15 protein-coding genes are annotated in these 13879 nt (G+C 54.4%); 4 read left to right on the top strand and 11 right to left on the bottom strand.

All coding sequences use genetic code 11. The features are described 5' to 3' along the window. Window positions 1–2 precede the first annotated feature (2 nt). Window positions 3–296, bottom strand: coding sequence for a DUF4396 domain-containing protein (locus IPH75_00245; GenBank protein ID MBK7140490.1), 294 nt, complete (start codon window positions 294–296; stop codon window positions 3–5). Between the two features lie 208 nt (window positions 297–504). Then, window positions 505–843 carry a hypothetical protein gene (locus IPH75_00240; protein ID MBK7140489.1) on the bottom strand — a complete coding sequence of 113 codons (339 nt, stop codon included), beginning with the start codon at window positions 841–843 and terminating at the stop codon, window positions 505–507. Window positions 844–1197: 354 nt separating this feature from the next. Here IPH75_00240 and IPH75_00235 point away from each other — a divergent pair, with 354 nt between their 5' ends. The 4 genes from IPH75_00235 to IPH75_00220 all read left to right on the top strand — a co-directional run bounded on the left by IPH75_00235 (window position 1198) and on the right by IPH75_00220 (window position 6423). Beyond that, on the top strand, window positions 1198–4116 hold the full coding sequence (locus IPH75_00235; GenBank protein ID MBK7140488.1) for a dockerin type I repeat-containing protein: 2919 nt from the start codon (window positions 1198–1200) through the stop codon (window positions 4114–4116). A gap of 207 nt (window positions 4117–4323) precedes the next feature. Further along, window positions 4324–4794, top strand: a complete 471-nt coding sequence (locus IPH75_00230) for a hypothetical protein (GenBank protein ID MBK7140487.1) — start codon at window positions 4324–4326, stop codon at window positions 4792–4794. 103 nt (window positions 4795–4897) lie between these two features. Continuing rightward, entirely contained in the window at window positions 4898–5797 is a 900-nt protein-coding gene (locus IPH75_00225; GenBank protein MBK7140486.1) for a hypothetical protein, read from the top strand. 185 nt (window positions 5798–5982) lie between these two features. Continuing rightward, complete coding sequence (locus IPH75_00220) at window positions 5983–6423, top strand: hypothetical protein (protein ID MBK7140485.1); 441 nt, start codon at window positions 5983–5985, stop codon at window positions 6421–6423. Between the two features lie 48 nt (window positions 6424–6471). Here IPH75_00220 and IPH75_00215 read toward each other — a convergent pair whose 3' ends face one another. From IPH75_00215 to IPH75_00175, 9 genes are all read right to left on the bottom strand, one after another. After that, entirely contained in the window at window positions 6472–8010 is a 1539-nt protein-coding gene (locus IPH75_00215; protein ID MBK7140484.1) for a YifB family Mg chelatase-like AAA ATPase, read from the bottom strand. A 181-nt stretch (window positions 8011–8191) separates the two neighbouring features. Beyond that, a complete protein-coding gene (locus tag IPH75_00210) occupies window positions 8192–8665 on the bottom strand; it encodes a hypothetical protein (GenBank protein MBK7140483.1) in 474 nt (157 codons plus the stop codon). Between the two features lie 36 nt (window positions 8666–8701). Further along, entirely contained in the window at window positions 8702–9157 is a 456-nt protein-coding gene (locus IPH75_00205) for a hypothetical protein (protein MBK7140482.1), read from the bottom strand. A 59-nt stretch (window positions 9158–9216) separates the two neighbouring features. Further along, window positions 9217–9696, bottom strand: a complete 480-nt coding sequence (locus IPH75_00200) for a hypothetical protein (GenBank protein MBK7140481.1) — start codon at window positions 9694–9696, stop codon at window positions 9217–9219. Window positions 9697–10185: 489 nt separating this feature from the next. Then, window positions 10186–10533 (bottom strand): rhodanese-like domain-containing protein, encoded by a 348-nt coding sequence (locus tag IPH75_00195; protein ID MBK7140480.1) that lies wholly within the window; start codon window positions 10531–10533, stop codon window positions 10186–10188. 73 nt (window positions 10534–10606) lie between these two features. Then, on the bottom strand, window positions 10607–11083 hold the full coding sequence (locus IPH75_00190) for a hypothetical protein (GenBank protein MBK7140479.1): 477 nt from the start codon (window positions 11081–11083) through the stop codon (window positions 10607–10609). Then, window positions 11080–12027 (bottom strand): PorV/PorQ family protein, encoded by a 948-nt coding sequence (locus tag IPH75_00185; protein MBK7140478.1) that lies wholly within the window; start codon window positions 12025–12027, stop codon window positions 11080–11082. Before IPH75_00185 ends, IPH75_00190 begins: the two co-directional genes overlap by 4 nt. A gap of 66 nt (window positions 12028–12093) precedes the next feature. Further along, on the bottom strand, window positions 12094–12612 hold the full coding sequence (locus tag IPH75_00180) for a hypothetical protein (GenBank protein MBK7140477.1): 519 nt from the start codon (window positions 12610–12612) through the stop codon (window positions 12094–12096). Further along, the gene (locus IPH75_00175; protein MBK7140476.1) at window positions 12609–13868 is read right to left on the bottom strand and encodes an imidazolonepropionase; all 1260 of its coding nucleotides are present in this window, start codon (window positions 13866–13868) and stop codon (window positions 12609–12611) included. Before IPH75_00175 ends, IPH75_00180 begins: the two co-directional genes overlap by 4 nt. Window positions 13869–13879 lie beyond the last annotated feature (11 nt).

The raw sequence follows: 13879 nt of genomic DNA, 5'->3' as shown, positions 1-13879 counted from the left end.
TCTTAGTGCTGGTGGCGAACGCCGCGTCGGATCATGATCAGATTCACCGGATAAGCCGCGATAAATCCAACCACCAAAGCGGCGAGCATCCCGAGCCAGAAGAGTGAATCAGTCAAGCCAGCTTCCATTACTCCCGGGATCACCAGTTGTGTCGCGACCTCGAACGCTTCCATCACCGCGATACTGAGCCCCTCGGCGATCAGTACCTGCCTGAACGCACGCTTAGTAGAGAAACCGGCTCGCAACAGCGGGATCATCCCGAGGAGAAAGCCGAAAACAAACCCGAGCCTCACCATGGGCCCCCCGGGGGGGGCCCCCCCCGGCCCCCCTTTCCCCCCCCCCCCCTCCCCCCCCCGCAGCCTATCAAACAATGCAGGGTTGCGCTGAAAGCCAATGCGGCATCAGACTGTCGTGAAGAATGGTGCGTGTTATGTGATGACGGAGGTTGAGGATGAGAGTGCCCGTGGGAATGGTGACCATGGTCCATGTACTAGTCCCTCGAATCTAAAGCGGTCTGACATTTTCTATCGGCACCCAGCCGCGAACTCCGCTCTCCGTTTCGCAGAGATACCAGGATGATTCCTCCACTACAACTGACAATCGATCGCCGAGCCCGACAGTCAATTCCATGGCGTTGTAATCGCGAAGCAGTCTCCCCTTCTCGGACTCAATCGCCAAATAAGCTTTGGGGATCCAACTACTGATGCCGTGCTGATCGGTGCACCAGACCCAACCGGGAAAATCTACATCTTCCGGTCCAACCTCGATCATCTCCCCTTCCACCGCGTTGATGACCTGCTGATAGGTAGCTTTGTGCGCTTGTGAGACGATGACGTACTGCATCTGTAATTATCCCGGTTTCAGGTTCTTCCATTCAATCGAATCGAACTCAAGCAATATTCCCCGAAATCGCGCCCAAAACTTATCGGCCGCGATTCTGTCTGAATTTCCGCCCCTAATGTAAATTCCGACTCTTCGGGATGCCGCTTAAAACAGCGCGTCCCTTATCGGAATATTGTAACGAATTATACTACAATGCGTTACGGACACGTTAGCTACACGGGCCCGACGGGAGCAACTTGCCTGTCGCAAACTGCGCACTATCTGTTATATTGGAGTTGGTGCTCCTTTGCTCGGGATGCACCACCCTTCTACTGCAGATTTCGATTGCACAACTCGCGACGTGGAGAGATTGGGATGGAATGGAAGAGACGATGGCCGGCGGCCTTTCTGGTCTGTCTGCTGATTCAGGTGATCACCGCTGTTGGTCTTACCGCAAGCGACACTGTTGACAATCTCCCACCAGCATTCGATCTGGTCAACGAACCGTTCAATCTGCTGCGCCAGAATTTCCGCCCCACTGAAGCGGCGTCCTGCTCGCTCAAAAACCATGTCCCGACCGCAATGGCCTACTATTCCGGCATTCAGCCCGGATACCGCTTTGCCTCGTACATGAACCCGGTGAACTGCACCGGGACTGAGGATTACCCGTACGCGATCTATTTCGTCTCGATGCCGATGTTCCATTTCACCGGCGCACAGTGGCCGCTCGGCATTAGGTTGCAGATCTGGAGCGCGTTGCCGGATGATTCCTGCGCCGGTCCGCAGGAGAAGTTGTACAGCCGCCATTATCAGCTTGATTCAGTCTCGTTCATGGCGCCAAAGGTCGGCGTGTTGCGACTGGATGATCCGGTCTGTGTCAATGGACCGTTTTATGTCACGATAGAATACGATGGCACGACTCCTCAGCCGTATCCATCGGTGCTGTTTGATACCATCCTCCCCCCTGTCAATTGTGTCAATTGGGGGTATCGCGACGACAGTTGGCTCGAATGGAATGATTTCTGGACCGGCCCGATCGCTGGTAACTTTATGGTCTGGGTCGATGGGTTCTCCAATTCCGCATTCTGCGCCACCGATGAGGATACGGTGCGCACGCTGGAAGGGATACACCAACAACTTGATTCGCTGGATGGCCGACGGGTATCAGTTGTCGGATATGTGAGCGATTCTGCCGAAGGGAAGTTGATCTCGTTCTACCCGGACTATCTCTCGAACAGCCCACTCGCTCCACGGTCCGAAGCGTTCCTGGTCGGACCACAACCGCATGACAGCTTTGCTGGATCGCTGGTCATGGCGACCGGCTATTTGCAGAGCAAGGATGACGTTGCGCCGATCAGTCCGCTCGATCAGGATGAGCTCTCTCTCTACGCCACCCGATGGCAGAAGATCCTCGATGCTCCTGGTTATCCCACCACCACCGGGGACTCCTCGTACTTCTGGGAGGATCCGGATATCTGTCGCCCCAACAAAAGAGCATTGCTCATTGGTGGTGGACCGAACCGAACTAACAATCACCGTCGGTACTGGGCAGAATTGGTAATGGCCTACAACACACTCTCGGTGCCGTTCCACTATTGCCCGGAGAATGTGACGGTGCTGTATGAAGGCGGGCAAACGGCGAGTGAGTCGAGTATTCCACAAAGCGCCTTGGGATGGTACACCAAGGCAACGGTCGACTCCACTCTTGCGGCAATTGCGCGAGAGAGCGCACAATCCGTCCGGTCGGGTCATGGGGGGCTATCGCTCGAGTTGCACATCTCTGGCCAGGCCAGCCCGCTAGGTCTGCTGACCTACGGTGGCTCGATCATCACACCGACTGACTTACGTGGCTGGTTACAGCGCGCACTGGATTCCTCGGTATTCGATATCCAGGTGACGATAACAGCATCAAATGGCGGTCTCTTTGCCGATGCTCTGCTCGCTCTTGACAATCACAGCCAGTACCGGATCACCGTCAGGTCCGGAGCCGGCAATGCCAATGGATGGTCAGGTACAAGTAGTTCGCCGTTCCTGCAGACATTTATGGATTCCGCAAATACTACGTCGCATATCGGCGCTTGGACGGCGGCGGCGACAAGTACAGTGCAATTCACGATTTCACTGCGCACGGCCTTCACCGAACTTCGTGACGACTATCGCGCCTGGCTGCTGGCGAATCCTCCGGGAACGGTTGTTGATACTGTTCGCACGAAAGTGGTGGCGGATACCTCGTCGCTGAATTTCCGGATCAGCGAGATCAATCTACTGCTGGCGACCTCGGATGCTCGCCCCTGGCTGTGGGAACGTGGTCAACAGGCGTATTACGGCTATTGGTTCTCGTTTGTCGTCCCGGAGAACGGGCAGGCGACATTTACGTTCGAAGGAGATACCTCGACCTCGGCTACTGTCACGATGTACGAAGACACCCTATTCCTCCCGGGATTCTCCCGCCATAAACGGGCGGTCTGGAGTTGGAATATCCCCGGTTCGGCAGGATATAGCGCTGGAAATGAAGTACGCACTGTTCTCAATAGCCAAAATAAGCCAGCAGACTTTCGGATGCGTTGTGATGAGCCAACCTTCACCTACACAGCGCGACTTCGAACCGATCAGCCCGGTACAGCATCGGCTTCAAATCCATATGATTTCCCCGGATTTTCCGTCGGTGGCCAGGCCCAGGGGAATGAGGCGATGAACCAGTCCCCGCCCGCTTTTGACACAGTGGTGAGCCCAGAATTGCCCGGTCTGTACCTGAAAGATGTCCCCTCCCGCTGGGGAACATGCGGATCGACCGAACTGGTCAATCTGTTTACTGTCCCGTCCTTGACACCCTGGCATGCGGCAATGGAAGTCAGGATCCAGGTCTTCCAGGTGACGACACCGGGAAGTATCGAGATCAGCCTGCCCGGCGGCACTAATACTTCGGGGAGTATCGCAGTGACCACTCCCGGAACTTACAAATTCGACTGCGGAGCCTTCACCGGTACTGGTCCGCAGGAGCTGAAGTTCAACGTCAACAGCGGATGCTTTTTGATCGATGCATACAGCCTTCGGTCGACTCTCCTTGACCCGCCCAGTTGCTGTGAAGGGACCACCGGAAATGTAAACGGTATCGGACCGGTCGATCTGTCGGATCTTTCGCTGATGATCGGCTATCTGATCGGCGGTTTTGCCGCGCCTACCTGTACAGACGAAGCTGATATCAATGTCTCGGGGAGGATTGATCTGTCCGACCTCAGTCTCTTGATCGTCTATCTGGTTTCCGGAGGCGTGACGCTGCCGGATTGTCCATAAGTTCAGTCCATGATGGGTATTGGCCGCGCACTATACCCATCCGCTGCATACCGATGTCGGCCGATTGCGAAGTTCGCAGTGGCCGCAATCCCATCCTCCAGCTTTCCTAACATCGAAATCTATTCCTGCACAATAAGTTGACTTGTCCCATTTGGGACAGGGCGGTTCCGGCACGCCATTTACGTTAGTAGGGGTCAGGAGAAAAATATGGAAAGCAGCCTGAACCAACTTTACGCCAACGGATCCCTGATCATGATGTCCGGGTTAGTCGCCGCCGCCCTCTTTTTCGTGATGGTCGGTATCCGCGAGTTGCGCGACGAATCGATGGAAGGGATACTCTACCTCGTCCTCGGGGCGTTTTTCTTCTGCGCCCATTTCTATTATCTGATGAATCTTCCGGACCCGACTCCCATGGGTGGACAGGCTTCGCTTGACCGAGTTTGGGGTTGGTTGTCACTGATCTTCGCCCCTGCTCTGATCGGCCTCTTTCTGCTGATCGGTCTCTATAATTTCATCGTCACCCAAGTCAAACTTGGATTGACCAAAATGTTTTTCGGCTTCTCGCTTGTTGCCTATCTTTATCTGATTGGTGGCGGCTGGGCGATCGATATCAAAGGGATCCTGACAGTCGTCTGGACAATGATCTGGTTTAATGTCGAATTAGAGACTGCCAACTAACCACCCGGTTTTCTACCCCCCGCGGCACCTCTCATCGTTGACTAAATCGGTCAACGATTGTATATTCCCCACAGATACATTCTATCCGTCTGAAGGAGTGGTCGTGGCTAATTACCGTTCAGTCATTGCATGCGGGCTGAAATTTCTTTGCGTTCTCCTGCTGGCTATTCAAGTCGAAGCCGCTTGGTCGCCCGCAACCAATCAGTACTCGACAATGGAGGTCATCTCACCGGAACCGGATCTTCCGGCACAGGTAGCTTCTGTAGCATCGCAAGGCGAGCCGGATATTGGCGCCAATTGGCAAGGGGCCGATCGATGGATGCGCGGTATCAGTTGGTCCGGTGAAGCCTTTTTTCAATCGATCGGTAAAGGAAAGAGCTTCTTCGGAAGTAATCTCTCCGATGCCGGCTACTTCCCTGTTAAGATAGAATTCAGCACCACCACGACCTCGGTCTGCCGGACATTTCGGCGCGATCTCGGCTACGCCTCTGCGGGCGTTGGGACATTCCCCGGAGCGGCATATGATGTCACCGACCCGTTAAATCCGCGCCGTCTCAATCTCTGTTTTGTGGAAGATGCCGGCCAGGGGGCCGCCAATCTCACCTGGGATCCCAACAGCAATTCGGTTGGGAAGCGCGAGTATCTGTTCGTGATGGCGAGTGACTATGACGGGACAGGTTCCACGTACAACGGCTTCAATATCTTCTCCGGCGCATCGGGAATGGACATCATTTACGCCTGGTGGCCGCAATTGGAAACCGGCAAAACATTGTTACAGACCCTCCTGCCCGATCCTCCCTATGTAAAACCCCCGGCATCCCTTTTTGGCTCTACCCCGGCGTCTGTCGGGTGCCGGCCCACCCGGGCTGACCAACGGCTCGACCTACTTCTGTCGTATAGTTGCGGTCGATGGAGGCGGGACGTTTGTGGCCCAGAGCTTAGAACGGTCTTTCTCCGTCCAGAATATGTCGTCGAACATACAGTTGTTGGGTCACTGGAATGAACGATCCACCTATGGCGGCATCTGGGGGTATACTGATTCGCTGGGGAATGAGTACGCGCTCCTCTGCGCACGAAATGACGGAGTCAGTATTATCGATATCAATACGATGCCCCCGACCGAGGTCGGCTTTATGCCCTCGATCACCCCGTCCAAAGATGCAAAGGTGGCTCGGGCTATGTCAAAGAATGAAAGCTCCAGATTTTCGATATTTCCGATGTTTCGAATCCGGTCGAAGTGGGGACGATGACCCCAGTGATGGCGACTATGCGTATGTCGTCGGAAATCACGGAGTCGGCGGACTTGAGATATTTGATATCTCCAACCCGGCCGCGCCGGTTGAAGTCGGCGGGTTCCAGCCATTTTATTACCACGATATCGCGATCAGAAATGACACCCTGTATGCAGCGGGGATCTATGGCGAAGGGATCGACGTCGTGGATGTCTCGAACAAAACGTCCCCCAGCCTTATCAAGCGATTCAACTACCCCCGTTCTCAGGACCCGCGAGATCCTCGGAAATTGACACGCATTTTCGACCTGACCTGGACAAAGGGGGCCGGCCCTCTCCCCGCCCCCGCCCCTGCGACCGGCACGATCGACACAGATCTCGTTGCTGACTTTACCTGACACCCGCACCTTGCGGTTGGGCCACGATCCGGCCGGTTGGTCAGGCCTTTACAACCACAGACTCCTGTCCAGCGTCCGGTAATGGATCGCTTCCGCGATATGCCCCATCTCGATATTCGGCGAACCCGCCAGATCGGCAATCGTCCGCGAGACCTTCAGAATACGATCGTACGCACGGGCGGAAAGCCCCTGCTTGGTGATGGCCAACGCCAAGAGCGACTGTGATTTTTCATCGATCACGCAGTATTTCCGGATATCGCATGATTCCATATGCGCGTTGCAGTAGATGTTCTTTTCGTCCTTAAATCGTTCGAGCTGCATCTTCCGGGCATCGTTCACCCGTTTGCGGATATGAATCGATGGTTCCCCTCGCGTCTCCGACGACAATTCCTTGAACTTCACCGAAGGTACCGTGATATGAATATCTATCCGATCCAGAAGCGGGCCGGAGACTTTCGACATGTATCGCTGGATATCCCCCGCCGAACAATGGCACTCATGCGATGGGTCGCCAAAGTATCCGCAGGGACAGGGATTCATCGCGGAGATCAGCATAAATCCCGCCGGGTAGGTTAGTGTCGAGGATGCCCGCGAGATAGTGACCTGCTTGTCCTCCATCGGCTGACGAAGCATTTCCAGGATATCTTTCTTGAACTCAGGCATTTCATCGAGAAAGAGCACGCCATGATGCGCCAGTGAGACCTCGCCCGGTTTTGGGATCGCCCCTCCCCCGACCAGTCCGGCATAGGAGATGGTATGATGCGGCGCGCGAAACGGGCGCGTTGCGACGAGTGCCGCGTTCGCCGGGAGCCGTCCGGCAACCGAGTGAATTTTGGTCGTTTCGAGCGCTTCGGCGATCGTCATATCGGGGAGAACAGTCGGCATGCGGCGGGCGAGCATCGTTTTGCCGGAACCGGGAGGGCCGATCATGATAATATTGTGCCCTCCGGCGGCGGCAACCTCGAGTGCACGTTTCGCCGATTCCTGCCCCTTGACATCGGCGAAATCTACGGTATAGCGACGGGCATCATTAAAGACAGTGGCGATATCTACCTCGAATGGACGGATCGATGCTTCATCCTCCAGAAACTGCACAGCATCTTTGAGCGTCTTGATCGGGTAGACCGGGATAGTGCCGGCCATAGCCGCTTCGCGGGCATTCTCTTTGGGAACGAGAATCCCTTTGATGCCGTTGCCCGATGCAAAACTCATGGTCATGGGAAGAACACCAGGGATCGGCTTGAGCGAGCCATCGAGAGAAAGCTCTCCCAACAAGACAAACTCATCGACCCGCTCGCGAATGATCTGCCCGGTGGCGGCGAGAATTCCCACCGCTATCGGAAGGTCAAACGCCGACCCCTCTTTCTTCACATCTGCCGGGGCGAGATTGATCGTCACACGCTTCGAGGGGAAGATGAAATCCGAATTTTTGATCGCGGCAGTGACCCGTTCTTTGGATTCACGAACAGCACCATCGGGTAGGCCGACCGTGATAAAAAGCGGCACCTGTTGCTGAATATCTGCTTCGACTTCGACTCGATACGCCTCGACTCCGAGAGTGGCCGAGGAGACAACTTTGGAGAGCATAATATTTTCCTCCGGTTCTGGCTGGAATCGGGCAGGGGAGATCCGCTTCCCCCATCGGACTTCCCCTGCCCGTGAGTAATGTCGGGAGCGGGACTGACAGGGGCTGTCAGTGAAAATGTGATTTGGTGATAAAAAAAGAGCCCCGGGGGCTCCGGGACTCAAAGCGGTCGAGAGAACAGGTCTAGTATTCGTCTGATATCTTGAAGAGGATGATCCGCTGGATCACGGTGTCTGCAACGTTGTTGCGAGTCATCACCACGCGATTTGGCACCGACTGGTCAAGCTGGAATTTTCCATATGGACCCTTGTCTTCGTTACAGGACTTTTTAGTGCGATTCCGGAATGATGATGTATCCCGACCCGGTACTATTGGAACATAAATGTCAACACCATCAGATAGGATGTAGTGGCCCTCGATATCACAGAAAAGACGTTCGGTTTGTTTGGTCGTGTCGAGGTCCATCAGGCAGGTCTTCTCAGTAAATATCCAGATGATGGCTTGCTCTTCCACCGGTTGACCGGACTTCTCGTAGCTATAGGTTCCCTCGTAGGTACCTTCCAAAGGTGGTGGCGGTTCGACAATAACACTGTCACGGCAGGCTGACAGGATAGCCATACCAGCAAGTGCAAACAGGATCAGGCAGAGGTGACGCATTTGAGAATCCTCCCATACCAATTGACATTGGTTCAGTTAGTATTCATCTGAGACTCTGGTCAGCATGATCCTCTGAAATGACGTATCGCTTATATTGACTCTTGAAAGGACAACTTTGTTGAAAGCGGATTGATCCAACTGGAACCGGCCGAACGGCCCTAAGGTCTCGTTGCAAGCCTTCTGGGTACGGTTCTTGAACGATAACGAGTCTCTACCGGCAACGATCGGAATGTAAATATCGATGCCATCGCCGACCAAATAGCGACCTTCGATATCACAGAACTGCCTTGAGCTTTCAGGTTGTATGGTTGTGTCCAGGTCCATGAATACCGCCACGGGTGTAAACACCCAAGTGATATGTTGCTCAATAGTCTGGTGGCTTGAATTTTTGAGCAGATAGATACCTGAGTATCTTCCTTCGACTGGTGGCGGCTCATCAGGTGGTGTAGGTGGGCAACCAATAAAAAGGGCGGCAGTAATTACTGCCGCCATAGTCATTAACGTCTTTCGCAACTCTCGTCCCTCCCGGGAACGCACCCGCGATCTCTACGCTAGAATTCGTCGGAGATCTTGGTCAGGAGAATTCGCTGGAATGCGGTGTCCGCAACGTTATTGCGAATCATCGTAACCTTATTCACTACCGACTGATCCAACTGGAATTTGCCGAACGGGCCAAGGTCCTTGTTGCAGGCCTTGCGGGTTCTGTTCATGAAATTGTCTTCAGTCGTACCAGGAACTATCGGCACGTAGACATCAATCCCATCCGATATGATGTAACGACCTTCAATGTCACAGAACTTACGATCAGTTTCAGCCTGTAATGTTGTGTCGAGATCCATGAGGCACGATGTCGTGGTAAAGATCCACTTGATCTGCTGTTCCTGAACCGGCTGACCGGTCTTCTCGTACCTGTAGACACCCTCGTAGGTACCCTCAAGAGGTGGCGGCGGTTCGACAATAACATCATCGCGGCAACCAACGTAAATGGCAGCTACCAACATCAGCGCCATAAACCCGGTAAGAATTCGCATATCTCTATCTCCCAACCTTATGTAGTCAGAATTTCTAGGCGGCCAATATACGCCTGGGCGGAGTGCGGCACAAGCGAAATGTGGCTCCCTCGCCCATATCTGACGAACGCCCGGGCGCTTCTGTCCAACAGAATCGGCGACTCATATTCCCCCACGCAAACTAACTTTTGGCCGAGCATTCGAGAGTCGTTCACACAGCCACAATAGTCCACGAAAGTCGGCAACAGAGAGCAGACCGATTAGCGTATTGTATCGCAATAAGATAGATTGCGGTTGGGCGCGGAATGCGATGCGCTATTCACGCCCAATATGGACCAGATTAGGCAAAATATCTGGTGCGGAACCCGGAGATTATCTCTGAAAGGATTGACAGCTTTCTGCTATTAATGTAGATTTCTATCACTTGCCGGCATCCCACGCCAGCGCGGGAACATCCCCTCTTTCTCGTCTGGCTCTGTCGGCAAGTTTTTTATTGGGGAGTCGAGCGTATCACTGACCCGCGACCGTCTCATATCCCGCAGATCTCCACGCGATAATTCCACCGGACACATTAAATGCATTGGTGTAACCGATCGAGCGAAGATACTGGGTGACCAGTCCGCTCCGATTACCGGAGCGGCAGAACGCATACAGCGGTGTCGATTTATCTGCGGGGAGTCGCTGAAGGAGCGATGGTACGGAGTCATGCGGGATCAGATCATCGGTGAAACTGAGATGAGCCTCCAGATATTCAGGCAACGTGCGAACATCGAGCAGATAAAACTGCTCTCCGTTATTCGCCTTCTGCTGAAGTTGCTGGACCGTGATCTCGGGGATAGAATTATTCGTATTCTGCATATCGGCCGATTGCTTGGATTCCTGGTTACACGCCAGGAGCAATGCGATCCCCCAGACGAGCGAGAAAATAACGTTAGTTCTCAGACTGTCCCGACTCCTGGAAGGTCTTGAAACTGTAAATACGCCACTTACCATTGACCTTGTGCAGTCCGAAATTGGTGCGATATCCCTTGGAATGTTCTTTGTCCACGAAGGTGACCTCGACTGTCGCTGTCTCCGGTTCGACAAACGCATCGTTGATGATCCGCTGCATGGCGAACCATCGGGTTTTGGTCAGGCCATCGTTGGTCAAGTCATTCAGGATATCTTGCGGATTGGTGAAAATGCGCGGTTGATCGGCTGTGACTGCGTAGTCCTCGGACTTGTTGCGCATCAGCGCTGGAAGGTCCAACAGGCGGGCCAGGGTTGCCTGGTCATTTTTCTCCATGGCGCCAAAAAAGGCGATCACTGTCTCGCGCGGATTGGTCGGTCCGGACTCAGAACATCCGCCGACTATCGACGCGGCCATGAGTGCCGCCATTGCGACACGAATCATCCGTGATCTGATCATTTAAATCTCCCCTGCCAGGTTATGCGATGCATTTCGCCAAGGTCCGCGGCCGGAGTAAAAGCATATGAGAGCTGGGTGGTCCAGAGATCAATGCCAAAGCCGAGTGACAGACCGGCCCAATTATCATCCGAGTTGGCCGCCTTGTAATTGCTGCCAAAGCTATTCCAGCCCATCCGAATGAAGACCGGGTCGAATTTATACAGCTCGGCGCCAACCGCCACAAATGGGTCGTTGTCGATCGGTACGGCGATATCCAGGCTGGTGACAATCGCGAGCCCACGCGGACGAATCGCTCCGCCGGCACGGAAAGTCAGCGGGAGCGCATCCTTCTCTTCTCCAAGGCTGGAGAGCTGCGCGCCAAGGTTTTGAACCATCACCCCCAGGTGATAGCGATCACGATCCGAAACATACTTGGCCCCGAGGTCGACCGCAGCGCCGGTCGCTGAATAATCCTGCAGGCTTTCGTAGATGAATTTTCCGGTCGCGCCGACCAGGATAGTCGGCTTGATTCGCATGGCATAGGAGACACCAAAAAGCATATCCGAGCCGCCGAACTCGCCGGTGATATTCCCTAATTCATCGGTCTGGACAAAGTCACCATAATTGAGATAGCTGATATGGATCGCCAGAGCGCGGTCGGCGGAGTTGGGGAGGACTATCCCCACCATGCCGCTATTGATATCTGCGATATAGCTCTGGTACTCGGCGATAAACCGCTTCCCCTCAAGCTGGGCCAGACCGGCCGGATTGTAGTAGGCGGCCATTTCATCGTCAGCCAGACCGGTAAATGCCCCACCCATAGCGACCGCCCGGGCACCCGGGTTGATCTTAAGGAAAGGGAATGCGGTCGTGCCGGTTTTGGAATTTCCTGCAGTGGCGGTCGTGGCTAGAGCCAGGGCGCAGACCAAGAGCAGGTAAGTTGTTGTGCGAATAGCCTTTTTCATGTGAGCTTCCTGGTTCGGATAATATCGGCATAGACCGGCGAAGTCAACTCTTTTCGCCGGTACCGGTTACCATGATTTTGTGGTTCGGTTGAGGATAGCCTCGACGAGCCGGTTTCCTGCCGCCCGCTGGCCATCTTCTTCTGTTTGTGAGCTGGCGTTATAGAGCCCCTCCTGGATCATATGTTCGGTCCAGATCTCCGAATCATCCTTCGGATTCTTCAGGGTCACCTGGAGGTCGAGCACAATCTTATACTCCTCAACCTGGTCATTTTCGTCAAACTTTGCCGGTAGTTTTTGGTAGCGATTGAGAATGGCAATCAGGGAGGCATCCCCCATCCCTTCCGGCACAACCTTCATCGACCCCTCCTTAATGAAGGCATCGATAACGAATTCAGTCAGACGGTCGGTGAGTCCGAACTCAGTCGTTTTGTTCTCAATCTGCTCAACCGTGATTGACTTTATCGCAGACTTCCCCGCCGGATTAAGCGTGTAGACGCCACAGCCGGCCAGGCCAATGGTAAGGAGAACGAAAAGCGCAGCCCGCATGAATGGTTTACCCAGCCCGGTCTGGTTATGTTCCATCATCGCTGAAGCACCACCTGGCCGCGCTTGATCACGGCGGAGACCAGATTAACGCCGTAATGGTAGGGGAGTTCGCGATAGTCGTTCATATCCCAGATCACCAGGTCAGCCGGAAGGTTCGGGACAAGCATGCCGATCTCGCCGGCCATGTCGATCGCGCAGGCGGCATTGACAGTCACAGCCGAGAAGATCTCGGCGGCGGTCATGCGGAGTTGGGTAGCGGCGAACGACATGATCATCGGGAGCGATTCAGAATAGTTTGACCCTGGATTGCAGTCGGTCGAGACCGAGACCACAACCCCGGTATCGATCATTTTGCGGGCCGGAGCATAGTGACCATGTCCCAGAGAGTAGCTGGTTCCCGGAAGCATGACCGCGACAGTTTTAGCATCGGCCATCGCCTTTATGCCGGAATCGGAGATATAAACCAGATGGTCGGCCGAGACCGCGCCCATGGAGGCGGCCAGTTCGGCGCCACCGAACGACACCAGTTCATCGGCATGGAATTTCAATTTGAGGCCGAAGCCACGCGCGGCATCCTGTATGCGAAAAGACTGGTCGAGATCAAAAACTCCTTTTTCACAGAAAATATCTGAGAAAATGGCAAGACCAGACTGAGCGACCGCCGGGAGCATCTCATTGATCACCAGATCAACATACGCTTCCTTTTTGTCACGGAACTCATCAGGGAATTCATGGGCTCCGAGGAAAGTCGGGACCAGGTCGATGACATGTTCGTGATGCAGGTCGCGAATGACTTCTAGTTGCTTAAGTTCGGATTCGGTGGAAAGTCCATAGCCGGACTTCGCTTCGATAGTGGTGACGCCATGCTCGATAAACCGATCGAGCCTTCGCATCGCTTTGGCGAAGAGTACCTGTTGTGAAGTAGTACGGAGGTCCCTGACCGAGCGTCTGATCCCGCCGCCCGTGGCGGCGATCTCCATATAGGTTTTCCCCTGGAGCCGCATTTCAAACTCATCTTCGCGAGTGGTCGAGAAGACCGGATGGGTGTGCGGATCGATCAGGCCGGGAGTGACCACACGCCCCTCAGCATCAACCTCTATACAGTCCGGCGCGAGCGGGACTTTCATCTTGGCTCGTTCGCCGACATAGATGATGGTATCATCGGCGATCGCGACCGCCGCATTTCGGATGATCCCCAATTCGCGCATGTTCGCGCCAATACGCGGGACCGGGCCATCCATGGTCAGGAGCTGGCCTATATTGCTGATGATCAAAGTAGCTTTGGGTGAAGACATAGCGGTATGAT

The organism is bacterium (assembly GCA_016708025.1).
GTDB lineage: Bacteria > Zixibacteria > MSB-5A5 > GN15 > FEB-12 > FEB-12.
Note: the sequence above shows the minus strand (reverse complement) of the source record. Positions and strands in the feature narration are given on the sequence as shown.

Excerpts from the sequence above, each read along its gene's own strand:
- IPH75_00230 (MBK7140487.1), top strand. The coding sequence starts at position 4,324 with ATGGAAAGCAGCCTGAACCAACTTTACGCCAACGGATCCCTGATCATG.
- IPH75_00215 (MBK7140484.1), bottom strand. The coding sequence starts at position 8,010 with ATGCTCTCCAAAGTTGTCTCCTCGGCCACTCTCGGAGTCGAGGCGTAT.
- IPH75_00185 (MBK7140478.1), bottom strand. The coding sequence starts at position 12,027 with ATGAAAAAGGCTATTCGCACAACAACTTACCTGCTCTTGGTCTGCGCC.
- IPH75_00175 (MBK7140476.1), bottom strand. The coding sequence starts at position 13,868 with ATGTCTTCACCCAAAGCTACTTTGATCATCAGCAATATAGGCCAGCTC.
- IPH75_00205 (MBK7140482.1), bottom strand. The coding sequence starts at position 9,157 with ATGGCGGCAGTAATTACTGCCGCCCTTTTTATTGGTTGCCCACCTACA.
- IPH75_00210 (MBK7140483.1), bottom strand. The coding sequence starts at position 8,665 with ATGCGTCACCTCTGCCTGATCCTGTTTGCACTTGCTGGTATGGCTATC.
- IPH75_00240 (MBK7140489.1), bottom strand. The coding sequence starts at position 843 with ATGCAGTACGTCATCGTCTCACAAGCGCACAAAGCTACCTATCAGCAG.
- IPH75_00190 (MBK7140479.1), bottom strand. The coding sequence starts at position 11,083 with ATGATCAGATCACGGATGATTCGTGTCGCAATGGCGGCACTCATGGCC.
- IPH75_00180 (MBK7140477.1), bottom strand. The coding sequence starts at position 12,612 with ATGATGGAACATAACCAGACCGGGCTGGGTAAACCATTCATGCGGGCT.
- IPH75_00235 (MBK7140488.1), top strand. The coding sequence starts at position 1,198 with ATGGAATGGAAGAGACGATGGCCGGCGGCCTTTCTGGTCTGTCTGCTG.
- IPH75_00200 (MBK7140481.1), bottom strand. The coding sequence starts at position 9,696 with ATGCGAATTCTTACCGGGTTTATGGCGCTGATGTTGGTAGCTGCCATT.
- IPH75_00195 (MBK7140480.1), bottom strand. The coding sequence starts at position 10,533 with ATGCAGAATACGAATAATTCTATCCCCGAGATCACGGTCCAGCAACTT.
- IPH75_00220 (MBK7140485.1), top strand. The coding sequence starts at position 5,983 with ATGAAAGCTCCAGATTTTCGATATTTCCGATGTTTCGAATCCGGTCGA.
- IPH75_00245 (MBK7140490.1), bottom strand. The coding sequence starts at position 296 with ATGGTGAGGCTCGGGTTTGTTTTCGGCTTTCTCCTCGGGATGATCCCG.